General features: G+C 61.0%; 24 protein-coding genes. 11 read left to right on the top strand and 13 right to left on the bottom strand.

Annotated features, from left to right (window positions below; translation table 11 throughout):
- Positions 1-31: 31 nt before the first annotated feature.
- The gene (locus tag MUN80_RS16290; protein ID WP_244714524.1) at positions 32-1,192 is read left to right on the top strand and encodes a formylglycine-generating enzyme family protein; all 1,161 of its coding nucleotides are present in this window, start codon (positions 32-34) and stop codon (positions 1,190-1,192) included.
- 11 nt (positions 1,193-1,203) lie between these two features.
- Positions 1,204-2,268 carry a formylglycine-generating enzyme family protein gene (locus MUN80_RS16285; RefSeq protein ID WP_244714523.1) on the top strand — a complete coding sequence of 355 codons (1,065 nt, stop codon included), beginning with the start codon at positions 1,204-1,206 and terminating at the stop codon, positions 2,266-2,268.
- A 9-nt stretch (positions 2,269-2,277) separates the two neighbouring features.
- Here MUN80_RS16285 and MUN80_RS16280 read toward each other — a convergent pair whose 3' ends face one another.
- The 3 genes from MUN80_RS16280 to MUN80_RS16270 all read right to left on the bottom strand — a co-directional run bounded on the left by MUN80_RS16280 (position 2,278) and on the right by MUN80_RS16270 (position 4,370).
- Entirely contained in the window at positions 2,278-3,267 is a 990-nt protein-coding gene (locus MUN80_RS16280; protein ID WP_244714522.1) for an alpha/beta fold hydrolase, read from the bottom strand.
- Between the two features lie 70 nt (positions 3,268-3,337).
- Entirely contained in the window at positions 3,338-3,907 is a 570-nt protein-coding gene (locus MUN80_RS16275; protein WP_244714521.1) for a hypothetical protein, read from the bottom strand.
- A gap of 4 nt (positions 3,908-3,911) precedes the next feature.
- Positions 3,912-4,370, bottom strand: coding sequence for a peroxiredoxin (locus tag MUN80_RS16270; RefSeq protein WP_244714520.1), 459 nt, complete (start codon positions 4,368-4,370; stop codon positions 3,912-3,914).
- A gap of 184 nt (positions 4,371-4,554) precedes the next feature.
- On the opposite strand from MUN80_RS16270, the gene MUN80_RS16265 reads away from it, so the two are divergent.
- The 3 genes from MUN80_RS16265 to MUN80_RS16255 are packed head-to-tail and all read left to right on the top strand — an operon-like array spanning position 4,555 to position 8,130.
- Positions 4,555-5,265: a glycosyltransferase family 2 protein gene (locus MUN80_RS16265; protein ID WP_244714519.1), complete on the top strand. Its 711-nt coding sequence runs from the start codon at positions 4,555-4,557 to the stop codon at positions 5,263-5,265.
- Positions 5,266-5,314: 49 nt separating this feature from the next.
- Positions 5,315-6,787 (top strand): cellulose synthase family protein, encoded by a 1,473-nt coding sequence (locus MUN80_RS16260; protein ID WP_244714518.1) that lies wholly within the window; start codon positions 5,315-5,317, stop codon positions 6,785-6,787.
- Positions 6,784-8,130 (top strand): MptA/MptB family glycosyltransferase, encoded by a 1,347-nt coding sequence (locus tag MUN80_RS16255; protein ID WP_244714517.1) that lies wholly within the window; start codon positions 6,784-6,786, stop codon positions 8,128-8,130. Before MUN80_RS16260 ends, MUN80_RS16255 begins: the two co-directional genes overlap by 4 nt.
- 11 nt (positions 8,131-8,141) lie before the next feature.
- On the opposite strand, the gene MUN80_RS16250 is transcribed toward MUN80_RS16255, so the two are convergent.
- The 5 genes from MUN80_RS16250 to MUN80_RS16230 form a co-directional block, all read right to left on the bottom strand.
- Positions 8,142-8,657 carry a rhodanese-like domain-containing protein gene (locus MUN80_RS16250; RefSeq protein ID WP_244714516.1) on the bottom strand — a complete coding sequence of 172 codons (516 nt, stop codon included), beginning with the start codon at positions 8,655-8,657 and terminating at the stop codon, positions 8,142-8,144.
- 99 nt (positions 8,658-8,756) lie between these two features.
- Entirely contained in the window at positions 8,757-9,095 is a 339-nt protein-coding gene (locus tag MUN80_RS16245) for an arsenosugar biosynthesis-associated peroxidase-like protein (protein ID WP_244714515.1), read from the bottom strand.
- A gap of 95 nt (positions 9,096-9,190) precedes the next feature.
- On the bottom strand, positions 9,191-9,730 hold the full coding sequence (locus tag MUN80_RS16240) for a heme NO-binding domain-containing protein (RefSeq protein ID WP_244714514.1): 540 nt from the start codon (positions 9,728-9,730) through the stop codon (positions 9,191-9,193).
- A 119-nt stretch (positions 9,731-9,849) separates the two neighbouring features.
- A complete protein-coding gene (locus MUN80_RS16235; protein ID WP_244714513.1) occupies positions 9,850-10,713 on the bottom strand; it encodes an anti-sigma factor in 864 nt (287 codons plus the stop codon).
- A gap of 2 nt (positions 10,714-10,715) precedes the next feature.
- Complete coding sequence (locus tag MUN80_RS16230) at positions 10,716-11,273, bottom strand: RNA polymerase sigma factor (protein ID WP_244714512.1); 558 nt, start codon at positions 11,271-11,273, stop codon at positions 10,716-10,718.
- Positions 11,274-11,509: 236 nt separating this feature from the next.
- Here MUN80_RS16230 and MUN80_RS16225 point away from each other — a divergent pair, with 236 nt between their 5' ends.
- Positions 11,510-12,907 carry an NAD-dependent succinate-semialdehyde dehydrogenase gene (locus tag MUN80_RS16225; protein ID WP_244714511.1) on the top strand — a complete coding sequence of 466 codons (1,398 nt, stop codon included), beginning with the start codon at positions 11,510-11,512 and terminating at the stop codon, positions 12,905-12,907.
- A gap of 244 nt (positions 12,908-13,151) precedes the next feature.
- Here MUN80_RS16225 and MUN80_RS16220 read toward each other — a convergent pair whose 3' ends face one another.
- From MUN80_RS16220 to MUN80_RS16210, 3 genes are all read right to left on the bottom strand, one after another.
- The gene (locus MUN80_RS16220; RefSeq protein ID WP_244714510.1) at positions 13,152-13,919 is read right to left on the bottom strand and encodes a YdcF family protein; all 768 of its coding nucleotides are present in this window, start codon (positions 13,917-13,919) and stop codon (positions 13,152-13,154) included.
- A gap of 117 nt (positions 13,920-14,036) precedes the next feature.
- Complete coding sequence (locus tag MUN80_RS16215) at positions 14,037-14,393, bottom strand: thioredoxin family protein (protein ID WP_244714509.1); 357 nt, start codon at positions 14,391-14,393, stop codon at positions 14,037-14,039.
- A 139-nt stretch (positions 14,394-14,532) separates the two neighbouring features.
- Positions 14,533-16,320, bottom strand: coding sequence for a DUF885 domain-containing protein (locus tag MUN80_RS16210; protein WP_244714508.1), 1,788 nt, complete (start codon positions 16,318-16,320; stop codon positions 14,533-14,535).
- A gap of 289 nt (positions 16,321-16,609) precedes the next feature.
- Between MUN80_RS16210 and MUN80_RS16205 the strand changes: the two genes are divergently transcribed.
- Entirely contained in the window at positions 16,610-17,194 is a 585-nt protein-coding gene (locus MUN80_RS16205; protein ID WP_244714507.1) for a helix-turn-helix domain-containing protein, read from the top strand.
- A gap of 34 nt (positions 17,195-17,228) precedes the next feature.
- Positions 17,229-18,704, top strand: coding sequence for a DNA/RNA non-specific endonuclease (locus MUN80_RS16200; protein ID WP_244714506.1), 1,476 nt, complete (start codon positions 17,229-17,231; stop codon positions 18,702-18,704).
- Positions 18,705-19,099: 395 nt separating this feature from the next.
- On the opposite strand, the gene MUN80_RS16195 is transcribed toward MUN80_RS16200, so the two are convergent.
- Together MUN80_RS16195 and MUN80_RS16190 are read right to left on the bottom strand one after the other, a co-directional pair.
- The gene (locus MUN80_RS16195; RefSeq protein WP_244714505.1) at positions 19,100-20,101 is read right to left on the bottom strand and encodes a glycoside hydrolase family 43 protein; all 1,002 of its coding nucleotides are present in this window, start codon (positions 20,099-20,101) and stop codon (positions 19,100-19,102) included.
- Between the two features lie 177 nt (positions 20,102-20,278).
- Complete coding sequence (locus tag MUN80_RS16190; RefSeq protein WP_244714504.1) at positions 20,279-21,124, bottom strand: phytanoyl-CoA dioxygenase family protein; 846 nt, start codon at positions 21,122-21,124, stop codon at positions 20,279-20,281.
- Between the two features lie 270 nt (positions 21,125-21,394).
- Between MUN80_RS16190 and MUN80_RS16185 the strand changes: the two genes are divergently transcribed.
- The 3 genes from MUN80_RS16185 to MUN80_RS16175 all read left to right on the top strand — a co-directional run bounded on the left by MUN80_RS16185 (position 21,395) and on the right by MUN80_RS16175 (position 25,306).
- Entirely contained in the window at positions 21,395-22,228 is an 834-nt protein-coding gene (locus MUN80_RS16185) for a hypothetical protein (RefSeq protein WP_244714503.1), read from the top strand.
- Between the two features lie 409 nt (positions 22,229-22,637).
- Entirely contained in the window at positions 22,638-23,525 is an 888-nt protein-coding gene (locus MUN80_RS16180; RefSeq protein ID WP_244714502.1) for a sugar phosphate isomerase/epimerase family protein, read from the top strand.
- Positions 23,526-23,629: 104 nt separating this feature from the next.
- A complete protein-coding gene (locus MUN80_RS16175; RefSeq protein WP_244714501.1) occupies positions 23,630-25,306 on the top strand; it encodes a GMC oxidoreductase in 1,677 nt (558 codons plus the stop codon).
- The last annotated feature ends 4 nt before the right edge of the window (positions 25,307-25,310 follow it).

Raw genomic sequence — 25,310 nt, 5'->3', positions numbered from 1 at the left:
CTCCGGTTGCAGTCGGCTTCTGCTGCTAGGTATGCTCGGCGGGCTTGGGGCCTGCCAAACGGCCTTTATCCGCTACCAATTTCCCACGGCTCTGCGTGGCACAGCGCCCACTAGCACCCGACCCGGCACTTACAGCGCCCAAACCGGCGTACCGCTCCAGCTTTGGGATGAGCGGCAGGTGCAGCGCATCGTGCGGGCCGAAGACGAGGAAGCTCCGGCCGGCGACGCTCAACTGCTACAGCCTTACCAGGGCTTCTCCGATGCCCGGGTGGTAGGCTTGCGCTTTGCCGCCGACACGGCTACCGTGGCCCTGGCCCGCCTGCGGGCCCTGCCCCCGCCCAGTCCCAAGATTCAGAAAGCCGAAGACGAGGGCGTACTTCCGCCCGGCGTGGTCTGGATTGGGGACCGGTTCCAGATGGACGAGGTAGAAGTGCCCAACGTGGAATGGCAGACGTTTTTGCACAGCCTGTCCACAACCAAGTCCGCGGCCGAAGTCCGGCTGTATCTGCCTGACTCCACGGTGCAGCCCGTGCGCGGCTACTTCACCAACCCCTTTTACCGCCTCTACCCCGTGGTGGGCATCAGCTACGAGCAGGTGCTCGAATACTGCCGCTGGCGCAGCCGCACCGTAACCCGGCTGCTCAACGAGGGCCGCAGCATCCGCAACTCCCGGGACCCCAAATTTGTGCGCGTCACCTACCGGCTGCCTACGGAGGCGGAATGGGAGTTTGCGGCCCGCTACGGCACCCAGCTGCCCTACGGCTACGAGGTATCGACGGCGGAAGTAACGGTGAATCCGCAGGCGGCCGAATACCTACAGCACCGCTCGGGCAGCCCCAACTCGGCGGCCCAGATTCGCAAGGACATTCTGGCCTTCAACCGCCAACGCTCCGAAATCGTGATGTTCAACTGCCGCCGGGAAGCGCCTTACTTTTTGGCGGCCTCCACGCCCAGCTACGTCTACGATTTGCCGGTCAACGGCCTGGGGCTCTACCACATGACCGGCAACGTGGCCGAGCTGGTGCAAGAACAGGGCGTGACCAAGGGCGGCAGCTACCAGGACCGGCTCGTGGAGTGCGCCATCAAGGAGTGCGGCAGCTACCAGGGCCCGGCGGCTCACATCGGCTTCCGGGCCGTGTGCGACATCGAGTTTCCCAACCAAGCCCCGCTGGCCAGCTCGCAGAAGCGCTAATCTTCTTGTCAATGCCTACTCAATTTTGCTTACGGAGCGGCTTATTGGCGTTGGCCTGCGCCTTGGCCGGCTGTTATACAAGTCAGCCGCCGACCAGCATCCTGCCCGGGCGCTACAGCGCTACCACGGCCCTGCCTTTCGCCGGCTCGCGCCTGACGCACCTGGCCGTAGGCGTGCAGGACCACCTCGTTATCCGATTTAAGCCTAGCGCTAAGGTCTGCACCGAGCCGTATGGCTCCCCTAGCTTTCCCCTACGGTCGGCCTGGAGAAAGAGCGGCCTGATTCAGCCGCCCGGCATTGTGCCCATTACTGAAAATGGCTTGGGCATTGACGAGGCCGAAGTATCGAATCTGGAGTGGAAATTCTTTCAGGAGCAGCTCAGCCGGTCGTCGCCCGCGGTGGCAGCCAGCATGCAGCCCCTGGCCTCGGCCCTGCCCACTACCGATTACTACACTAATCCGTTTTACAACCGATTTCCGGTAGTAGGCATCAGCTACGAGCAGGTGGTGGCATTTTGTAAATGGCGCAGCAAGGTGGTAATGCAAGCCTATAATTCCAGCCCTACCGCGCCGGATACGCTCAGCGCCAACTACATCCGATTTACCTACCGCCTGCCCACCGAGGCCGAGTGGGAAAGCGCCGGCTTAGTGGAACGAGGGCAGCCCTTTGGCACAAAGTGTACTGATCTACCGGTGGAGGTGAACCCGAAGGCAGCTACGTATCTGCAACTGCGCTCGGGCACTTCGAAAAGCGCGGCCCAGGTAGAGGAAGATATTAAGACCTACAACCGGAGCAAGCCCACCCGCAGCTGGATTAATTATCGCCAGACGGAGCCTTATTTTCTGCAGATGCGAACTCCGGGCTACGTCTGGCAGGGTCCGCCCAACGATTTGGCCACCTACCAGCTGCTGGGCAACGCGGCTGAGCTGGTACAGGAGCCGGGCCTGACCAAAGGCGGCAGCTACCACGACCCGCTGGAGGCCTGCACGCTTAAAGCCCGGGGCCACTACACCGGCCCGGCCCCGACCATCGGCTTCCGCTGCGTCTGCCAGGTCTCGTTTCCGAACCGCCGCTAACGCCAGACCTTACTTCACAAAGGCCAGCAGCGCCTCCCGAAATTGAGCAAACGCCTCCAGGTGGGGAATGTGGCCCACGTTGGCCAGCTCCACCAGCTTGGCGCCCTTGATCTGGGCGGCGGTGCGCCGGCCGAGCTCCGGATACTGGCCCATTGCAGCCAGTACTTTCGGGTCTTTGATCAGGTTCTTGCCCACCACCGTGCGGTCTTGCTGCCCGATGATGAGCAGCGTGGGCACCTGGATGCGGCTGAACTCGTAGCTGACCGGCTGCTGGTAAATCATGTCGAAGGTCAGGGCGTTGGCGCGGGCTACTTTGGGGAAGTCCGGGCTTTTGGTTTGGGCCGCCAGCGGCAACAGCCACTCGTCGTGAGCCTTGGGGTAGCCACTGGGGTAATACGTAGCGTGGTACTTGCGAATACTCTCTTCGGTGCTTTTGCGCTCGGTGGCCTCGGCCTGGTCAATGGGCTGAAACGGTACGCCGACGCGGTAATCCTCCAGGCCAATCGGGTTTTCGAGGACCAGCCTTTCGGTCGTGGCCGGATACTGCAACGCAAAGCGGGTGGCCAGCATGCCGCCCATGCTGTGGCCTACTACCACGGCCTTTTGCACGCCCAGCGTATCGAGCAGGCGCTTGGTATTGCGGGCCAGCTGATGAAAGGAATAATGAATATCGGGCTTGTCGGACTTGCCAAAACCCACCTGGTCGGGCACGACCACGCGGAAGCCCGCGCCCGTCAGCGCCTTGACGGTTTCGCGCCAGTAGGCCCCAAAAAAGTTTTTGCCGTGCAGCAGCACTACGGTGCGGCCGTTGGCTTTGGCAGTGGCGGGCACGTCCATGTAGGCCATGCGCAAGGCCTGCCCGTCGAGCTTCAGGGGCAGGTATTTAACCGGAAACGGATACTCGTAGCCATCCAGCGTGGCGTTGAGGACGGTGTTTTGGGCCAAGCCGGGGTGCGTGAAAAGCAGGGCCAGCAGCAGAACAGAAAGGAACCGAAACATGCGCAAATGGGTCAGTAAGTTGCCCGTGGTTACGCAGAATCGGCCCCAGAGGCTGCGCTGGGCCGAACAATTACCCCTCGCCAAGCTTATCCAACGCCCCCGGCTGCTTGCGCAGCAGCTCGATGGTGCGCGTGTCTTCGTTGCTCCACACCACGCTGCGGATACTGTCCACGTCCATCACGCTGTGGCCGTCGGCCTCGGCAAACTGGGTGTAGACCTCCAGCAGCAGCTCGTCTTCGGTGAGGCGGGCCACGTAGCCGTAGAACGAGGTATCCGAATACGTTTCGAGCTGGAGCAACTGGTGGGTTTCGTGGGCTTTTTGCAGCAGGGCCGCCACGCTCAGGTCTTCACTGCTGATGCCGTCGGGGACGGCGGGCAGCCCGTACACCACCTCGGGGTTGTGTTCCTTGAACTCAATCAGGCGCACGTACCGGTCGTCGAAATGCACCTGGGTCACGGAGTGCATGCTCAGGGTCTGGACGCCGGTGGGCAGGCCCTGGCGGGTAAGAGTGCGCAGCAAGAGCAGTTCGGCGTTGTGGCTGAGCACATAGCCCAGCAGCATGGGGCCGCCGGTTTGCACGGCCACTACGCGGCGGCTGCGCTGGGCGCGCTGCAGCATGTCGGTTAGTAAGGCTCCCATCGGTTTACTTTTCCAGGCCAGCTAGTACGTCCTTGGCGGTACTGACGTGGTCGGTAGCCCGGTTCAGGGAGTTGAAGATGTACTGGATAACCCCTTGTTTGTCAATAACGAAGGTAACGCGGCCGGGAATGATGCCCAGCAGGGCCCGGGGTACTTCGTAGAGCTTGCGCACCTGCCCGCCCACATCGGCCAGCAGCGGAAACGGCAAGCGGTGCTTCTGGGTAAACTTCTGATGGGAGGCTTCCGAGTCGGAGCTTACGCCCACTACTTCAGCGCCCAAATCGAGAAAGTCTTCGTACTGGTCGCGAAACGAGCAGGCTTCGGCCGTGCAGCCGGGCGTGTCGTCTTTGGGGTAGAAATACAGCACGATGCTACGCTTGCCGCGCTGGTCGGAAAGGCGGAACGTTTCGCCGGAAGTGGTTTTGAGGGTAAAATCGGGAGCTGGGTCGCCAACCTGAAGCATGCGCGGGAAATAAGGAAAATGAAATATAGACCGAAACCTATCCGGCCCGCCGAAGGTTTGAGCTCGGCACTAGGGTTAAACGAATAACCGCGCTGAAGGTGCATCTTTGCGGAGGATTTGTGGTCTGTCGGGCCCGGTCCGCTCCCTTTTTCGCCCGGCCCTCCCACCGACTCCACCCCTATCCATGCCCGATTTGCCCGCCACGCCGCGTATCCACGTCATTATTCCGGCCTACAACGAAGAACAGTCCATTGCCCTGGTGCTGGCTGAAATTCCGGCCGGGCTGGTCGATGAGGTAATCGTGGTGGACAACAATTCCCGCGACAACACCGGGGAAGTGGCGCGGGCGGCCGGGGCCACGGTGGTGCGCGAAAACCGGCCCGGCTACGGCCACGCCTGCCTGGCGGGCATGGCCTACAGCTTCGGCAAGCCCGCCGCCGAGCAGGCCGACATCATCGTGTTTCTCGACGGCGACCATTCCGACTATCCCGCCGACATGCCCGCCGTGCTGGCCCCCATTCTGCGCGGCGAGGCCGATATGGTTATTGGCTCCCGGGCCCTGGGCGAGCGGGAAAGCGGCTCGATGCTGCCCCAGCAAATCTTTGGCAACTGGCTGGCGACTACCTTACTGCGCAGCTTATACGGGGTAAGATTCACCGACCTGGGTCCTTTCCGCGCCATCCGGGCCGAGGCCCTGCGCAATCTGGGCATGGCCGATACCACGTATGGGTGGACGGTGGAAATGCAGCTCAAGGCGGCCAAACAGCGCCTGCGCAACCAGGAAGTGCCCGTGCGCTACCGCCGCCGTATCGGGGTTTCGAAGGTTTCGGGCACGGTGAAAGGTACCTTGGGCGCCGGCTACAAGATTTTGTGGACGATTTTCAAGTATTTGTAGCGCGCCCCGCCCTGTTTTGATTTGTACATTGACTTTGTTGCCCGTTTAAATGCAAGGACTGGAAATAGTTCTTCTGGTTCTCTACGGCCTCTGCCTGATTTTTATTCTGGGCTTTAGTCTGACTCAGTTCCACCTGACCCGCCTGGCCCGGCGTGCTTACGCGCGGCCGGCGCAGCCTCCAGCTCCGGCTCCGGCCGAATGGCCCCGCGTGACGGTGCAGCTGCCCATCTACAACGAACTCTACGTGGTAGAGCGCATCATCGAGGCCGCTGCCCGGCTCGACTACCCCCTCGACCGGCTTCACATCCAGGTGCTCGACGACTCCACCGACGAAACCGTCACGCTGGCCGCCGCTGCCGTGGCCCGTTACCGCGCCCAAGGCTTGCGCATCGACCAGGTGCGGCGGCCGACCCGGGAAGGGTATAAAGCCGGGGCCCTGGCCTACGGGCTGCGGGAAACCGACGGGGAGCTCATTGCCATTTTCGACGCCGACTTCGTGCCCGAGCCCGACTTCCTGCGCCGCACGGTACCGTATTTCACCGGCCCCGAAGTGGGTGTGGTGCAAACCCGCTGGACTCACCTCAACGAGGAATATTCTCTGCTCACCGAGCTACAGGCTTTCGGGCTCAATGCCCACTTCCTGGTGGAGCAGGTGGGCCGCAACCTGGGCGGGCACTTCATCAACTTCAACGGCACCGGCGGCGTATGGCGGCGGAAGTGCATCGAGGACGCCGGCGGCTGGCACGCCGATACGCTCACCGAAGACCTGGACCTGAGCTACCGGGCCCAGCTGCGGGGTTGGCGCTTCGTGTATTTGCCCGGGGTGCAGGCCCCGGCCGAGCTACCGGCTGCCTTGCCCGCTCTCAAGTCGCAGCAGCACCGCTGGACCAAGGGCGCCGCCGAAACGGCCCGCAAGCACCTGCGCCAGGTGCTGCGCTCGGGCCAGAGCACCAGCACCAAGCTCCACGCCGCGTTTCATTTGCTCAACAGCACTGTATTCGTGGCCATTCTGCTGATGGCTGTGCTCAGCGTGCCCCTGCTCTACATTCGGGAATATGAGCCCCGGTTTCAGCCCGTTTTCCGCCTGGCCTCGGTTTGTGTTCTGGGATTTTTGCCGCTGACCTATTACTTCTACACAGCTTGGCGAGTGGGCAGCCCGGCGGGGCGCTTGGGGCAATTTGTGCCGCGGTTCCTGCTGTTTCTGGCCGTCACGATGGGCTTATCACTGCACAATTCCCGGGCGGTGCTGGCCGGCCTGGCCCGGCGCCCCTCGGCCTTCATCCGGACGCCGAAGATGGGGCTCATCAAGCGGCAGGGCACCTGGGTGGGCCGCCGCTACCGCACCGGTAGCCTGGACGGCCTGACCATGCTGGAAGGCCTGCTGGCGCTGTATTTCCTGTTTGGGTTGGGGTTGGGCCTGTACTTCCGCAGCTACGGGCTGCTGCCCTTTCACGGCCTGCTCACGGTCGGCTTCGGCCTGATCTTCTACTATTCCCTGCAGCATAACCGCGCTACCTCGTGAACCCACGGCTAACCGGCGCGCACGGGCTGGCGGCGGTTTTGAGCGCCACAGCTTACTTGGGGCTGGCCTACGCCATTCCCCGGTCGGATTTCGGGCTGTTGCTGGCGCTGTATACCGTGGCCTTCGGCGGCTATGCCCTGCTCTTGCGCCGTCCCCTGCCCCTGCGCTACGGTCTGGGTCTGGCTCTAATCCTGCGTCTACTCTGGCTGCCTGCTCTACCGGCGCTGTCCGACGATTATTTCCGCTTCCGCTGGGATGGAGCCCTGGTGGCGGCCGGCCAAAACCCCTACCGGCTGCGCCCCGCTGACAGGATGGCCCCGGCCGCCGATTCCACAGTTAGTCCTCTGCCGCCTTTGTCCAAGCAAGCAGCCCGGCAGCTCTACACCCAACTTAATTCGCCGCATTACTACTCCGTGTATCCGCCCGTTTGCCAAGCGGCCTTTGGGTTGGCCAGCAAGTTGTTTCCAACCCGTGAGCAAGGATTTGTCCTCGTGCTGCGGCTGGTGCTGCTGATGGCCGAGGCGGGCACGGCCCTGCTGTTGCTCCGGCTGCTGCCGCGCTTCGGGTTGCCTGATAGCCGGGCACTGACCTACCTGCTCAACCCCTTGGTGATTGTGGAGTTGACTGGCAACCTGCACTTCGAAGCTTTGCTAATCTGCGGTGTGCTGGCGGCGCTGTGGCTGCTGGCCCAAAACCGCCGGGCAATGGCGGCGGCGGCTCTGGCCGCCGCCATTGCTACCAAGCTGCTGCCGGTGCTGGCCCTGCCCCTGTTGCTGCGCCGCCTGGGCTGGGCACAATTCTTGCGCTACGCCGGCCTTACGGTGGTGTTTCTGCTGGTGCTGTTTGCACCTTTCGTATCCGCCGATTTGCTGCGCAACCTGGGCCGCAGCCTCGACCTGTACTTCCACAAGTTCGAGTTTAATGCTAGCCTGTACTACCTGCTGCGGGCTGTGGGCTACTGGCACACGGGCTACAACCAGATTGCCCGCCTGGGTACTTTCCTGGCCCTTGCTACCGGTCTCGGGGCCCTGCTACTAGCCGCCACGGAAAAGCGCCCTACACTGGCCACGCTGCCAGGCACCTTGTTATTTACGCTCACGCTGTATTTTGCCCTGGCCACCACGGTTCATCCCTGGTACATTACCACGCTGGTAGCCCTGAGCAGTTTTACCCGTTACCGGTTTGCCCTGGTATGGTCGGCCCTGATTCCGCTGTCCTACGCGGCCTACCAAACCAGCGCCTACACCGAGAACCTGAGCCTGGTGGCTGCGGAATATGCCGTGGCAGGAGCCGTGCTGCTCTGGGAAATACTCCGGGCAAACCCGGAGCCGCGCCCAGAGTAGCCACCACCGGCTTATTCGTAAACCTTATTGCCCTTGCTAAGCCAGGGGCTCCACAGGGCCGAATATGGGTGCACGTTCTGGGTTAGGCCCTGCTGGTTGTACACCGGCCGGCCTTCGTTTACCCACTGGAAAATTCCGCCGTACAGGTTTTGCACCTGGGTAAAGCCCAACGCCCGCAGCCGCTCCCCAACCCGCTCACTGCGGTACCCGACGGAGCAGTACACCACCACTTTCCGGTCCCGGGGCAGGTCGGCAAAGGTGGCCTTGTCGTAGGTATCGAAGTCGACGAAACGGGCGCCGCGTAGGTGGCTGACCTGGTACTCGGCCGGGGTGCGCGTGTCGAGTACTATCACTGCGGCCGGGTTTTGCTGCAGCTCCTGGGCCAGGGCGGCAGGCCGAATGGCGGGTACGGTGTTCTTGTAGAGCGTGCGCAGCAGCCGGTCGTAAGCCGGATTGTCGCCCGACTGCGCATTGGAGCCGCAGGCCGACAGCAGCAGCCCCCAGGCCAGCAAAGCGGGTCGTTTCATATCACGCCAGTTACTAACTAATGTGCTGATGTGGTTGAAGGTGCTGATGAGCCAAGGCAAAGGCACCTTGGCACATTCAACCGCATCAGCACATTACCATTACATGCTCATTTCCTTGGCCTTATTCATCATCTGCACGCCGTGTACCAGGGCCGCGCCGCCTTTGATGGCTGCGGCTACGTGTACGGCTTCCATCATCTGGGCTTCGTCGGCACCTTTTTGCAGCGAATCAGAGGTGTAGGCGTCGATGCAGTACGGGCACTGCACGGCGTGGGCCACGGCCAAGGCAATGAGGGCTTTTTCGCGCTCGGTCAGGGCGCCTTCCTTGAAAACTTCACCGTAGTACTCGAAAAACTTGCGGCCCATTTCGGGCTGCCACTCCGAGATATTACCAAATTTGGCCAGGTCGGCAGGGTTGTAGTAAGTCGATTTTTCCATGGTGGGGTTGCGTGTAGCGGGCTGTAGCCCAGGTAAGAAAAGAAACTAAACGATACGATGCTCAATGAGCTCAACCGTACAGAAGCCAAGTTAGCTTAGCGCTGCCGAACCCGGATAATAACTTTTTCTTCGTCTTCCCGGGTCAGGGGCTCCACTTCAATTTCGTCGACCTCATCGAAGTACGTTGCCAGCCCCCGGATAATTCCCACGGCCAGCGCGCCCATCCGCCGCTCCGACTCATACTGCACCTCCAACTCCTTATCCGACAGGCGGGTGACGTGCAAAACCGGTGGGCGCGTGCCGGGCGCGTCCCGGCGCACGGCCCCGTGCATGGCTTCCTCCGTGTTTTCAATCATTTCCAGCGTGCCCCACCCTGGCTGCACATAGCGCTTGTACACCAGCATCAGGTCGGGCACCAGAAACTCGCCAAACTTTTCCTGTAGCTGCTCGGCCGGAATCCCGGTCATACTGGCCGCCTGACCCACCAGAGCATAAATTTGCGCATCCGGGTACACCTCGTTCATGTCGAAGTCGGCGCTGGACAGGCCCGAAAGCTCGACCAGCTTCAGCCAGGTGCTGTAGTCGTACTGGGTTTGAACGAAACGTTTGAGCAGGTTGAAAATAGATCCGTGCACGAAAAAGGAATAAAATGGTACTGGTACTAATACCCTCTGAAGCAGCTTATTGTTAAGCTCTCTTCTGAAAGTACCAGTACCAGTACAGTGCGGGTAAGCAACTAGGTGTGCGGAGCGGCTTAGAATTTCCCTAAAACCGTCATGGTCGATAAGGTCGGGTTTTCACTGCCGCCGGCGGGCTCTACGGTCATGGCGAAGGCCTCAGCGCTGGCCACGTCCTTCATCTGCTGCAGGCTGTCGCCGGCGGTGGTGGTGGCGGCGAGCATACCAGCATCCACGGGCTTGCCTTTATCCAGGGCCCAGAGCTGATATTGCTTGCCTTCGGGCAAAGCGGGCAGATTACGTACATCTACGTACACAGCCTTGGTAGCCGGGTTGTAGAGCACCCGGGCTTTGGCCTTAGGCGCGGCGGGCGTGCCGGCCAGCTCTACGGAGCGAAACTGCTCACTACGCAGTACAGCCAGTTCCTGAGTGCGGGTGTCTAGGCGCTTTTCCACGGCCTGCATGGTCGAGGCCACGCGCGACTGATCGGCCTGCAGGGCCACGAGCTGGGTTTCGCTGTCTTTCCAGCGGTTGTACAAAATCAGGTTGGCCGCGGCGCTTAGCACCAGCAAGGCTACGGAAGCCGCCATCATCCAATTAAAGCCGGAAGCCGGGGCTTCTTCGGCCACCGGGGCCGAGCTGATGGGCCGGACCACGGTTTCAGCCACGGGAGCCGGAGCTTCCGGAGCCGCCTGAGGAGCTTCCTGCTGCCGGATGGCGGCCTGCCACCCCGCCAGGACCCGCTCCCGCATTCCGGCGGGAGTTGTTTGCGTATGTGCCTGAGCATAAGAGTCTAAACCTTGCTGCACAAGGTCGAGCTCCTGCCGAACTTCTGGGTATTCGGCGGCGTAGCGCTCCACTTCGGCGCGCTGCGCCTCGTCGAGCACGCCTAGGGCGTATTCTTCCAGAATTCCAGATTCGATGTACTCCTGAATATTCACGGCTATCGAATCAGTTTTGCAAGTACTTTGATGGCCGCCCGGGCCCGGGTTTTCACCGTTCCCAGCGGCAGGTTGAGTTCTTCAGCCACTTCGCTTTGTGTAAATCCACCAAAATAAAGCAGGTCAATGATTTGCTTTTGCTCCGGAGCAAGCTTACCAGTCATTTCCTGCAAACCAATGTGCTCAGGCCGGAACGTGGGAGTTGCAGCCTGGCGCAGCGCGGCACTTTCTTCAATGGGCTGCGTGCGAGTACCTACGCGGTACTGTCGAGACCGGATTTTGTCAATTGCTAAATTCCGGGAAACATTCAGAACCCAGGTAAAAAGCCGCCCTTTGCTGGCGTCGTACGAGGGAAAAGAGTTCCAGATTTTGACCAGGCTTTCCTGCAGGACGTCCTCGGCAATTTCTTCCTTCTTGACAATGCGCAGAATGACGCCGTACAAAGCCGCTGAGTACTTATCGTAGAACAGCGTCATGGCCGACTCATCCCGGTCGCGCAGGCGCTGCACGAGCAGCTCTTCGGTAACGGATGTCGGTGATTCGGGAGTGGTGGGAGACACAGGCAACAGCGTTGAAAAGCCGACAGCACGTACGCTACGCGCCCAGCGGTAAGACGAAAGTACACTATAAACCGTATTCTGCAGTGCGCAGCCTCGGTTTGGCAGCGCAAAAGTACTGGGTTTGGGGCCTACGGTGGAGCTTACACCCCCACTGTATTCCTTAAAACCTATGTTCTGCCTAACAGTACGCAGCAAGAGTTGTTTGTACTCTTCCCAAGCACTTTTTCTTTTTTTGCATGGCTATCGAATCCTTTAACCCTTATACCGGTAAGGTGCTGCGGCGCTTCCGGACCTTCTCCTGGACCAAAACCGAGCGGATTCTGGCCCAAGCTGCCCGGGCCGCTACTGAGTGGCGTGAAAGCTCCTTTGCCGAGCGCCGCCGCCTTATGCACCGCGCCGCCGACCTGCTGCGTGAGCGGCAAAACGAGCTGGCCCGCCTTATGGCCCTGGAAATGGGCAAGCCCGTAACCGACGGCCGGGCTGAGGTGCAGAAGTGCGCCCTGACCTGCGACTACTACGCCGACCACGCCGAGGAATTTCTGGCCGATGAGCAAATCAAGACCGAGGCCCGGCGCAGCTTTATTGCCTACGAGCCCCTGGGCGTGGTGCTGGCCATTATGCCCTGGAACTTCCCCTTCTGGCAGGTTATCCGCTTTGCGGCCCCGGCCCTGATGGCCGGCAACGTGGGGTTGCTCAAACACGCCTCCAACGTGCCCCAGTGCGCCTTGGCCCTGGAACAGATTTTCCACGACGCTGGCTTCCCCCCTGCTACCTTCCGCACCCTGCTCATCGGCTCCGACCTGGTGGAAAAGCTGCTGCAGGACGACCGGGTAAAAGCTGCCACGCTCACGGGCAGTGAACTAGCCGGCTCGAAAGTAGCCGCCACGGCCGGGGCCCAGATCAAGAAGACGGTACTGGAGCTGGGCGGCTCCGACCCCTTCGTAGTGCTGGCCGACGCCGACCTGGAGCTGGCTGCCAAAACCGCCGCCCAGGCCCGTATGGTCAATGCCGGGCAAAGCTGCATTGCCGCCAAGCGCTTTATTGTCCATAAGTCCATCCTAAAACCCTTCATCAGCCAGCTTAAAACCCACCTGCTGGCTATGCGCACCGGCGACCCGCTCGACGAGGCCACCCAATACGGCCCCCTGGCCCGCCCCGACCTGGCCGACGAGCTCACCAAGCAGGTAGACGACACGGTGAAAGCCGGAGCCAAAGTCGAGCTGTTCGGCGGGCAGAAAGAGCCCGGCACCGCCCTGTTCCGCCCCATGATTCTGTCGAATATCAAGCCCGGGCAGCCGGCGTACTACGAGGAACTCTTTGGCCCGGTAGCCCTCATCCTAGAAGCCCGCGACGAAGCTGACGCTGTGCGCCTGGCCAATGACTCGCCCTTCGGCCTGGGCGCCTCCGTCTGGACCCGCGACCAGCAACGCGGCGAGGCCGTGGCCCGCCGCATCGAGTCGGGCGCTGTGTTCGTGAATGCCATGGTCAAGTCGTCGCCGGAAATGCCCTTCGGCGGGGTCAAAAAGTCGGGCTACGGCCGGGAGCTATCCTACCTCGGCATCCGGGAGTTCGTCAACCAGAAAAGCATCTGGGTAGCCGGCGAAGCGCCCGTGGCGAAGAAGAAAGTAGAGTAGGTTTTTTTTAAGTAATAAATGTGGTTGAATGTGCTCAGGTGCTAACGCCCTTGCTGTCCTTACGAGCAGAGCAGAGCCATCCGGCCCCGGCGTAGTACGACCCGTTCTTCTAGTAGAAAGCCCTTTCCCGCACAAACAGGAAAGGGCTTTTCACTTTAAAAGGCTCCACCCATTTTAGAGGACGGATGGCTTTGTCATTCTTCCTGGCAAGGACAGGAGTATTCAATTTTCACTTTCCTCCACATTAAATATACCCCAGCACTTTATAGGTCACGTATCCGAGCAGCTCGTGGAGCAGGTGGCTCCAGCGGCCCAGGGCAGTGGCATCGGGGAGCCAGTAAGTGAGGGAAGCCGGGCCACCGTCTTCGGTGCGAAAGTCAACGGGAAAGGGCGTGGGGTGCAGGCCGACTTTGACAAAGCAGCCCAAGGCCCGGCGCTGGTGAAAGGCCGAGGTAACCAGTACCAGGCTCTTGATGTCCGGGTGTTGGGCCAGTAATTCCTTGGTAAACTGGGCGTTTTCGCGGGTATTGCGGCTGCGCTCCTCCAGCAGAATATCCCGGCTCGGCACGCCGGCCAGCCGTAGCAGCGTGGCAATGTCCTGGGCTTCGGTGTGGGCCACTTCCCGCAACGATCCCGAGCCCCCGCTGATAATAATCCGGCGAATCCGCCCAGCCCGGTACAGCCACAAGGTGTGCGTGACCCGGTCGGCCCCTTCAGAAAGGTAGACCCGGTCGTGGGGCGACTTCTGGGGCTTGGTGACGCCGGTGAGCAGCACGCCCGCGTCGTGGGGCCCGATGGTGCGCAGCGGCACGGGCGGCAGTTCCCAGGCCAGCCAGGCCTCGTTGACCAACCCGCCATTGGTACCGATGAGTATGAGTACTAGAGCAGCCACCACGAACCCACGCTGCCGGCCGGGCCGCTTGCGACTCAGCAGAGCCCCTACCAGCAGGGCCAGCAGCCAGATGGCGGGCTCCAGCAGGTAGGGCAAAATTTTGGAAACGACGAAAAACACGGCCGCGAAGCTAGGAGGAAATTAGCGGGAAGCCGCCCTAGATCAGTAGAAACAGCAGCAGAAACGTCAGCAGCACCCCCGCATCCTTGTGTAGCCCAAGCCGCATGCGCCGACTATTTAGTTGTTTTGGGGCAGCCACTCGCGCAGGCGCTCCAGCATGGCCTGTACTTCGGCTTCGGCCGTGAGCGTGTCGCACTCCAAAATACGGCCCTGGCAGTAGCTGACAAAGAAGGGAGCCACTTTCTGCTGCATCAGCTTTTTAGCCACCGGACTTTCCTCCGAGGCCAGGCGCAGAAACAGGATGGTTTCGTAGGGCTCGTCGTTGGCAAATTTCTCGAAGGGCGGGGCCAGGCTTTCGCAAATCTCGCAGTTATCGGAGGTAAACTTGACAAACACCTTCATGTGCTCGTGGGTGTAGCGGCGCAGGCCCTCATCGTCGGTTTGGTAGACGCGCTGACGGTCTTTCTCTTGCATAAAACGGGTAAAAAGCGGAACTAGGGGTATACGGGCAGCTGGTAAAACCGGGTACGCCGATCAGGCATAAAGACGTCATGTCTCCCGTTGGTCGACATGACGTTCTATACGTTGCTATAGTCAATAGCCCAGGGCTCCCCTACGCTGGCTTTTTCAGCATCATGTTGCGGATGTAGCGCACCGGGGCGCTGCCGTAGCTGAGAAACTGCTCATTAAACGCCTTCAGATCGAAGCTGCTGCCCTGCTCCTTTTTGAGCTCCTGGCGCAAATCGTAGATTTCGGTGTAGCCGGTAAAGTAGCTGGCCAGCTGCACCTGGCTCAGGGTGGCCCGCCTCCACTTGTTGGTAGCTTCCGACTGCTCCTGGAACCCGTCGCGGGTGAGCAGGGCCACAATGCTGGCCTCGGAGGCGTTGTTGACCTGAATTTCGTGGTCGATGATGGCGTTCAGGGTGACGCGCATGTTCCACTTGTCCCACATCAGCCACATTTCGTCGGAGTTGCCACCGTAGCCGCTTTCCAGCATCATGCGCTCGGCGTACACGGCCCAGCCCTCAATCATGGCTCCGTTGCCGAAGATGGATTTGATGAGCGAAGGTGAGCGGTTGGCGTACACGAGCTGGGTGTAGTGCCCCGGAATGGCTTCGTGAATGTTGAGAATCTGCAGGGTATACTCATTGTACTCGCGCAGGTAGCTGTTGGCCTGCTCGGCCGGCTGCCCGTCGAGGGGCTCCACGTTATAATAGGTGTCGGCGGCCTTGTCGTAGGGGCCCGGGGCCGAAACGGAGGCCCCGGCCCCGCTGCCGCGCATGTAGGCCGGGGTTTCGCGCACCACCAGCGGCTTGGTTGGGTCCTGGGTGAGCAGCTTTTTGTCGTTGACAAACTTGACCAGGGTCGGAATCTGGGCTTTCACCGCCGCCACGAAGCCGGCCTGGGTGGCGTGGTTCTGGGAAAGGCGGCTAATCACCTGCTTGACGGCGGCCAGGGAGTCGGTGGGCAGGGGCTGGCCGGCAAAGTACTTAGGCCAGAGCCGGGCGGCGCGCTTGTTCATGTCGCGCAACAGTTCCTGCCTGTGCTGCTGGGCCTTCTGGTAGACTTGGTCGGCGGAGTAGCTGCTCTGGATGTCGTAGTTGAATTTGCGGTCGTAGAGGGCCTTGCCCAGGCGGAAGCTGCGGAACTTGCCGGCGGGCAGCACCTCGTTTTGCAAAAAGCCGATGTAGTTTTCCAGCATCAGCCGGGTAGTGGCTACCCGGTCGCGGAAGTCCTTTTTCTCCCGCTCCGACAAGCCCGAGCGGCCCAACGAATCCAACAGGGCCGGCCCAAATACCTCCAGGGCACCCTTGGTTTGGCGGATAGCCAGCTCGGTATGCTCCCGGGTAGGGTTCTGGATGTTTTCCTCGGCGGCAGCATAGTAGTCGGTAGCCCGGGAAAGCTTCCACGAAATGCTGCGCAGGCGGCGGTCCAGGGGCTGGTAGCGGCCATTCAGGATTTCGGCTACCGACCCGCCCAGGTTGTAGTTAGCCGGGTTCCACTGCCACTCCTTTAACGTGTCGGCGTACCAACGGGCACTGTTCAGGTAGTTTTCAATCAGGCGGAAGTCGGTCTGGTTATTTACCGACAGCTCCCCCACCGGAATCGTAGCCAGCTGCTTGCGCACCCGGGCCTGCTCCTTGGCTTCCACCTGCCGGCGAGCGGCGTTGGGCACCACCAGCAAAGAGTCGTAGCGGTGGTAACCCTGGCTGCTGGCCCACTCGGGGTTGTAGTACCAGAGCGAATCAATAAACTGGGTTTTAAACCGTTCGAAGTTGGCATCGGCGGTAGGCGTTTCGGCCGAGCCGGCGTGCTGCTCCTGCCCGCAGGAGCCCAGCCACAGGGCCGACGCGCAACTGGCGGCCAGGAAAAGCAATTTAGGAGTAGAGGTTGGGGTCATGTATACTTGTGCTGAGAAATAGAGAAGCAAGGTAGGCTACAATGACTCTATTTCCCGCGCCACGTTGCCACGCAAGCAGTATCAAGGAGACAGATCAGGATCTGTCACTTAAAATCAGGCCTCGGCGAAAAGTGTGACAACCATTGTCACAATCACAGGAGTCACATTTATAGTTGTGACATACCTGTCTGTGACAGTGCTTGTCACAAAATATTATAGTTTATCGTATTCTGTGACGAATCAGTAACTACTACTGTTTTTTACCATTTTTAGGCTGGTTATCAAGCGTATGCCCAATCAATCGAGCGAAGGGAACCTCCGACAGCTGCTGGGCCTGACTCAGCTGGAGCTGGCAGTGCACCTGCGCATTTCGCGCGACCTGCTGGCCCAGGTCGAAATTAACCGCCGCCAGCTGCCCACTCCAGCCCTGATTCGGCTGGCTCCCCTGCTTACGCTGCATTCGGCCAACGGTGGCACTGATAAGGAGCCGCCCTTGGCCGACGTCGAAGCCAATTCGCAGCACCCGGATGCGGCGCCGGGTTTAAAGGAAGTGCGCCAGCGAATCGGGCAGTGCCAGAACGAAGTCGATACTATCCGCTACCAGCTGGAAAAGCTGCGGCGACAGGCGTTGCCCTTGCGTCGGCGCATCGTGGTTTTGACGCCCGTGCTGGCGGCCCTGCCCCCGGCGCCTACCGACGGTAGTCCGGACCCTGATGCCCGGGACCGGAGCTGGTACACCGACCTGCTGGCCGATGCCCGTTGGCAGCTTACCCGGTTTGGCGCCGTTCCCCAAGCCCAACTCGATGCCCGAATTCAAGCCCTGGACCTTGAAATTGCGGCTTTGCAGCGGCTCTTACCGCCGGCCAAGGGCTAGTAGGTAGCTGCCCCAGATCTGCTACCTTCGCGCTATGTCCCGTCTGCTGTTTCTTTTGCCCGCTGCCCTACTGGCCTGCTCCCAGTCGCAACCCGAAACTTCCCGTCCGCCCCTGCCCGACGGCCCCCCGGCTATTCCGGTCGAATCGGCGGGTAGCAGCGGCCCAGCGGCCCAGGTGCCCACCGGCAGTGGTCTGACCGAAACTTTCGAGGCGGGCAGCAAAGGCGCGTATTCGACGGCCGACGAGACCCTGACTACCGGAGCCTGGCACTTCGAAGACGCCTTGATTGGCTCGGCCGATGAAGACCACAAAAACGGGCAGCACGCGGCCCGGCTGCGCAATCAGGGCAAACTCCGGATGAACTTTGACGCCCCGGCCGGGGTGCGCAGCATCCGCATCAGCGCGGCGGCCTACGGCAACGACCCGGCCAGCACCTGGGAGCTGTGGGGCAGCGTGGATGGGGGCCGTAGCTTCCGCCGCATCGGGCAGCCGGTGCGCACCCAGGGCCCGCGCCTGGCGGTGAATACCTTTGCCGGGGGCACTACCAACCGGCTCCGCCTGGAAATTCGCAAAACCGGAGGCAGCGGCCGGCTCAACATCGACGATGTGCAACTCGAAACGACGGGCAGCCTAGCTACCGACAGCGGCTCTAGTGGCACTTCCGGCACTACACCCACGGGCAGCGGCGGTGCTTCGCCGGGCACTTCCCTGCCCCCGGCCACCACCCGCAAGGCTTCGGCCGTGGTGACCAGCCGGGACGACAACATGGCCCTGGGCAACCCCAGCGGAGCCACCAGCAGCCCCGACAATCTGACCAACTACCTGCTCGTTAAGCCCCAGTTCAGCATCGGCTACAACGCCAACCGGGGCATCCCGACCTGGGTGAGCTGGCACCTAAACCGCACCTGGATGGGCTCGGCACCCCGGCAGGACGACTTCCGCCCCGACCCGGCTCTGCCCCGCGGGTTCTACGCCGTGACGCCGCGCAGCTACTCGGGCTCGGGCTTCGACAAGGGCCACAACTGCCCCTCGGCCGACCGTACCACCGACCTGGACGACAACTCGGCCACGTTTCTGATGACCAACATGATTCCGCAGGCGCCCAACAACAACCAGCGCACCTGGAGCAGCCTCGAAGAGTGGGGCCGCACCCAGGTAAACCGGGGCCAGGAAATCTACGTCATTATGGGCAGCTACGGCAAGGGCGGTACGGGCTCGAAGGGCTTCACTACTACCCTGGATGGCGGCAAGGTGACCGTGCCGGCCCGGGTCTGGAAGGTACTGGTAATTCTGCCCGAAGGCTCCGACGATTTGGCCCGCATTCCTAGCCAGGCCCGCATCCTGGCCATCGACACGCCCAACGACAACAGTGTCAGCGCCGACTGGAGCCAGTACCGCGTCTCGGTCGACGCCATCGAAAACGCCACCGGCCTGGATTTGCTCAGCAAGCTGCCCGTGGACGTGCAGGCCCGGCTGGAGGCGCAGGTGGACAAGGGCCCGACGAGGTAAGGCAGGATAAGAAGAAAGGTATTTCGCTAATTATCTTGGGCATCTCGCGCTTTTAGATACCTATTCACCGAACTGCCATAGTAGGTAACCAACCTTTGTGTTGTCACCTAAAATTGCTAGTTCCCGCTCAAGGTTATTTAGAAAAGCGGTAGGAAGGGCTTGCTGCTGAGTCTGCCCGCCACCATTGCCTGCTCCCTTATCAACTCCGGTTCGGGCGGCAGTGGAGCTTCTCTACCTCGGGCAACTCGATGGAAATCGAGGGCCTGCGCAGTGAAATCCGGGAGCAGGAACCCCTTGAAATCAAGCGCCACCAGCTCAAAGCAGCCGCGCGGGAGCAGAAAGCCAACCAACTGCGCACAGGTAATTAATAAGCGCAGCAGCTTTCCGGAACACACTTAGAGCGGCTCGCCAAAGTCTGGGGAGCCGTCGGCGTGCCAGGTGAAGGGCTTGTAGCGAATCTGCCGGGCCCAGCCGGCCTGGCTGCGGCGGGCGGCGTGGTAGATAATGTAGTCCTGCCCTTCGACCTCAACAAACGAGGCATGGCCGGGGCCGAAGATGGTGCCGGTTTTGGCAAATACCGGCCGAGGCTCCTTGCGCCAGGATGCCGGATTGAGCGGGTCGCCGCCGAGGTAGGTGAGCTGGCCCAGGCAGTAGTCGTCGGTCCAGCTGCCGGAGGCGGAATAGATAACAAAGGTGCGGCCCTGGCGCTGCAGTACCTGCGGGCCTTCATTGACGTGGGGGTACCCCTGCCTTTCCCAGTCGTGCTCGGGCCTTGAGATGCAGACCCTATCGGAGCTGATGGTCCAGGGGTTACTCAGGCGGGCGATGTAAATATTCTGGCTCACGTTGGCGAAACCCTCCCATCCCGACCACAGAAAATACAGCTGGCCGTCACCGAGGCGGAGCACGGTGCCGTCGATGGCCCACCGGTCGGTGGGTACTTCCAGCCGGCCCATAAACTCGTACTCCCCCTGCGGGTCGGCGGAAATTCCCCGCAGGGCGTAGAGCCGCTCCTCCCCGAGCCGGGCATTGTAGAGGGCAAAGTACACGTACCACTGCCCGTCGATGAGCTGTAGTTCGGGCGCCCAGATTTCCACGAACTCCGGCGTGGCGCCTTGCAAACCAGGCCACACTTCGACCAGCTCGGCTGCGGCCATATCCTCTAGGCGGGAAAACTTAGCCACCAGAATTTTGCGCTTCAGCCGGTCCACGGTGCAGTAGTACAGCTGGCCTTCGTGGCTAATCACCCAGGGGTCTTCGCCGTCGGGCACCAACACGTGCGTTTGGTCGGCGCTGGGCGGCTGGGCCCGAGCTGCGCGGGTCAGCTCGTTTATTTCGGCCACGGTCATGGGCGCCAGCTGTGCTTCCTGGTAGATATGGTCGTCGGGCGTGGGCATGGGCGGTCGGGGTGGGATGGTTTGGGGTAGTTCTTCAGGCCTTAGTTTCATCTCTCATCCTTCATCTGACGCAGGCCCAGCGAAGGATGACAGCATAAACAACCTCGGCCCGCGGGATTTCTCGCCAGGCTCGGAATAACGTTTTGATGACTGCTCTACCAATTAAGCACTCGTTTTCTAGGCCTCGCCCATCATCAGGCCTTCAATGGTATGGCCCTGCATGATGGGCTCCAGCTCGTCGACGAGGCGGCAGGTCAGGTGCTGCCGCAGGCTCTCGGGCAGCGTGGCGTAGAATCGGTGGGTGAGCTGCAGGTCGTGGCGTTCGGCGTTGTTGGCCGTGGGCGCGTCCACGCCCAGCACCAGGGCTGGCCGCGACTTATCCGAGTTATTGGCCGTGCCGCGGTGAATGGTCAGGGCCGAGCGGGCGGAAATGTCGCCCATCTGGGGCATTTTGCGCTGGGCCCGGGCCTCGTAGCGGGGGCTGTTCGTTTTGGGCGGAAACATGTCGTGCTCAAAGCCGATGGGCAAATCCCACTGGGTACCGGGCGCAATTTCAAACGGGCCCATGTCCTCGTACACGTCCACAGTAGTCAGGTTGAAGGCCAGGGAGTTGAGCCGCCGACCCCGGATAGTATCCTCGTTGGCGGGAAAGTCGCGGTGCCAGGGCTGGTTCATGGCTCCGGGATTGGGCACGTCGAAGCCGATTTCCACGATTTTGTAGTCGGGTCCCAGCACGGCTTCGCACACGGCCGTCAGCCACGGGTGGGTAGCCAGTTCCAGGAAGCCGCGGATACTTTCGGGGTGAATTTCGACGTAGTGCCGCTTGGGGCCCCGGCCCAAGGCACCGCCGGGCCGCTGCAGAGCTTCCTGGTAGAGCACGGCAATATCCTCGCCCAACTGCTGAGCCCATTCGCGGCTAAAGGCCCCTTTCAGACCAATGATACCGTCGCCGTAGAGGCCGCCCATAATCTGGGCAATGTCGTAGGTGGCCGTCACGGGCTTATTTTCTTCCACTGCTTTCATATAGATCTGCGTTAGGATTTCAGCTACACTACCAGCCGGGGCAAGCTCAAGCGTGGCTTCGGGGAACGGGCTGGCACCTGGTTTCTAACGCATGTACGCCGGGTTTGGTGGCACAAAGCGTACTACCGTTCAGCTCAGCAGAGCCTGAATCAGCCTCTGCTCCAGGCTCTTGCAGCAGCGACGCAACGCACGGTCTGGTTTACCTTTTCTCCGAACTCCGACGCTTTCCGGCCAGAACTCTTAACTTGGAGTACTTCCTATTTCCACGCTATGCCTCAGCTAAAGCCTTCCGCCGCCGGCCCGAAAACGCTGGTCATACTTGCTGTCCTTGCCAGTACCACATTGCCGGCTCGGGCCAAATGCATAAACAGTGGCCTGCGGGTGTGGCCCCAGGCCCGGACGGTGCACGCAACTCCGGTATTCGTTGTGGATGGCTATTCGGCCAGCCAGGAAATAATCAGGGGATTGGGCAGCACCTACAAAATCTATTTGCAGGCAGCTGACCAGCAGATTCCGCTGGAGGTGCAGCAGCTGTTGCTGGGCGAGTTTGCCGTTACCCAGGCCGTGCTCAAACCAAGCCGCCGCCTGGAAGTCGGCCGGCAGTACGAGCTGGTGATTACCGAAGCCCGGAAGAAAGGCACGGCCAAGCAAAACCTCGTCTTCCAGCTCCACCGCAGCCGGGTGCTCTACACCGTGGTACCGGGCCAGGACCAGACGCCTCCCGCCTGGCTGGCCCGGCCCACCGAAAAAGGCCAGCAGTACACCGAGTACGGGTGTGGCCCGGATGTTTCCGTTGACTTCACGTGCCCGGTCCGGGACGAATCGGAGTACATAGTAAAGGCCACCGTGAGGAGCCTGAGCAGCGGCCAGCAAACGACCTATTACGTCATGCCGGACAAGCAAGGCATTCTTTTCATTGGGCGGGGCATGTGCGGCGGCCCGTTTATGCTGGACAAGGGCCCAGACTACTCGGTAACGTTTGCCCTTCTGGATGCCTCGGGTAACACCACCCCCTGGGCCTATCCACCCCTGCAGTTTACCCAGCCCCAGCCCAACAATCAGGCCCTGCGCCAGCCCGAACCCCGCCTGCCGGGCGAATACTAGTTGTCCGGCCCTTTGCCGCTGATTTTGCGCCAAGCGCCCAAAAGATGTCTGGGCACGACCATGTTTTTTATCTGTTGGACGAGAAAGCCAGGAGCCGGCTAATTATGGTGCTGGGTGGTGGAATGGCTGCCGTTGCGTGTGTCGTAAGTGTATTGCGTTTACTTTTTAGGCCAATCTGCTGGTTTTTATACCATTCAAATGCTTGCTTTCTCCAAATCAGGAACAATAAATTAGGGCGGATTACCCTTATCAGCCCGGCTGTTTCTGGCTGGAAACAAGCCTAAGAGTACACCAAAACAATTCTTCGGGCCTTACACAACCGATTATCTTACCTACCCCGTGGCGGCTCTACGCCTGAGTTCGGCCTAAGCCGGCCTTCACTCCTTACCCTTCCCCACCCATCCTGACTATGACAACGTCCCGCCGCGCTTTCGTAAAATCTGCCGCCCTGCTCTCAGCCGGAGTATTGGTTTCCCCTGCTTTGCTAGCGGCTCCCAAGCAGTACATTGGCCTGCAGCTCTACACCGTGCGCGAGGACATGCAAAAAGACCCGGCCGGCACGCTGGCCCGCATTGCCAAGCTGGGCTACACCTCGGTGGAAGGCGCTACGTATACCGGCAGCCAGAAATTTTACGGCATGGAGCCCGCCGCCTTTGCCAAGCTGCTCAAGCAAAACGGCCTGATTATGCCCAGCAGCCACTACCGTCTGGGCGAGGAGCAGGAAAAAGGCCAGCCCGTGCAGGGCACCATGCTCCACGGCTGGGACAAGGCCGTGGACGACGCGGCTCAAGCCGGCGTGAAGTACATGGTGTGCGCCTACCTCTCGGACGCCGAGCGCGGTGGCCTGGACCACTATAAGTATGTGGCCGAGCAGCTCAACAAAGCCGGGGAGCGAAGCAAAAAGGCCGGCATCCAGCTCTGCTACCACAACCACGACTTCGAATTCGCGGCCCAGAACGGCCAGCTGCCCTACGATTTGCTGCTCAGCAGCACCGACAAAAATCTGGTGCAGATGGAGCTGGACCTCTACTGGGCCACCAAGGCCGGCCACGACCCGGTGGCCCTGTTCACGAAGCACCCCGGCCGCTTCCCGCTCTGGCACGTGAAGGACATGGACAACACACCCAAGCAGAACTTCACCGAAGTCGGCAGCGGCACCATCGACTTCAAGCGCATCTTCGCTCAGGCTAATAAAGCGGGCCTGAAGTATTTCTTCGTTGAGCAGGATCAAACGCCCGGCTCCCCCTTCGACAGCATCCAGAAGAGCATCACCCACATCAAGCGCACGCTGGTGTAGTTGCTCGTTCTTCGTTGTCAGTTGTCAGTGAAAAGAAGGTTCGAGCAACCTAACAACTGACAACGAACAACTAGAAATCCGCCCTACCATTCCCCACCCTTTTTATGGAAAAGAATACCTACGACGCTATTGTCATTGGTTCCGGTATTTCGGGCGGCCTGGCTGCCAAGGAATTGACGGAAAAAGGCCTGAAAACTATCTTGCTGGAGCGGGGCCGCAACGTGGAGCACATCAAGGACTATGTGAATGCCAACAAGGCGCCCTGGGAGTTGCCCCACCGCGGGGGTAAAACCCAGCAGATGATGGCCGACCATCCCGTGCTCAAGCGCGACTATACCCTCAACGAAAGCAACCTGGAGTTCTGGGTCGATGAGCGGGAAAGCCCCTACGTGGAGGTCAAGCCCTTCGACTGGTTCCGGGGCTACCAGGTGGGCGGCCGCAGCCTGATGTGGGGCCGGCAGAGCTACCGCTGGAGCGACTACGACTTCGAGGCCAACGCCAAGGACGGGGTGGCCGTCGACTGGCCTATCCGCTACAAGGACCTGGCCCCCTGGTACAGCTACGTGGAGAAATTCGCGGGCATCAGCGGCAACCGGGACGGCCTGCCCCAGCTACCCGACGGCGACTTTATGCCGCCCATGGAAATGAACTGCGTGGAAAAGGACGTGGCGGCCCGCATCAAAAAGAACTACAAGGACCGCCACATGGTGATTGGGCGCACGGCCAACATCACCGTGGCCCATAACAACCGCACCAACTGCCAGTACCGCAACAAGTGCTGGCTGGGCTGCCCATTCGGGGCTTACTACAGCACCCAGGCCGCCTCCTTACCCGCCGCCGTAGCCACCGGCAACCTCACGCTGCGGCCGTTTTCCATCGTGACCAAAATCCTTTACGACAAGGACACCAAGCGGGCCAAGGGCGTAGAAGTGCTGGACGCAGAAACCAACCAGACCTACGAGTACTTCGCCAAAATCGTGTTTCTCAACGCCTCCACCCTGAACTCAGCCTGGGTGCTGATGAACTCGGCCACCGACGTGTGGCCCGAGGGGCTGGGCAGCAGCAGCGGGCAGCTGGGCCACAACCTGATGGACCACCACTTCCGGGTGGGGGCCCACGGCGAGATGCCCGGCTACGAAGACAAGTACGTGTTTGGCCGCCGGGCCAACGGTATTTATGTGCCCCGCTTCCGCAACCTCTTTGGCGACAAGCGCGACTACATCCGCGGCTTCGGCTACCAGGGCGGCGCCGGGCGGGAAGGCTGGAGCCGGGAAATTGCCGAAATGAGCATCGGCGGCGACCTGAAAGACGCTCTGTCGGAACCCGGCAACTGGACGATGGGCCTGGGCGCCTTCGGCGAAACCCTGCCCTACCACGACAACCGCGCCTTCCTCGACAAAGACAAGAAGGACAAGTGGGGCCTACCCGTGCTGGCTCTCGACGCCAGCATCCGGGACAACGAGCAGAAAATGCGCATCGACATGATGCAGGATGCCCAGGAAATGCTGGAAAAGGCCGGGCTCAAAAACGTGAAGACCTACAACAACGGCTACGCCATGGGCGGCGGCATCCACGAAATGGGTACCGCCCGCATGGGCCGCGACCCGAAAACGTCGGTGCTCAACGCTCACAACCAGGTCTGGGACGCGCCCAACGTGTACGTCACCGACGGGGCCTGCATGACTTCCTCGGCCTGCCAGAACCCTTCCCTGACCTACATGGCCCTCACGGCCCGCGCCGTCGACCACGCGGTAAGTGAGCTGAAAAAGCAAAACGTCTAATCCG

The sequence above is a fragment of the Hymenobacter cellulosivorans genome (genome assembly GCF_022919135.1).
GTDB classification, from domain to species: domain Bacteria; phylum Bacteroidota; class Bacteroidia; order Cytophagales; family Hymenobacteraceae; genus Hymenobacter; species Hymenobacter cellulosivorans.
The sequence above is the reverse complement of the archived record's forward strand: the minus strand, read 5'-3'. Positions and strand labels throughout refer to the sequence as shown.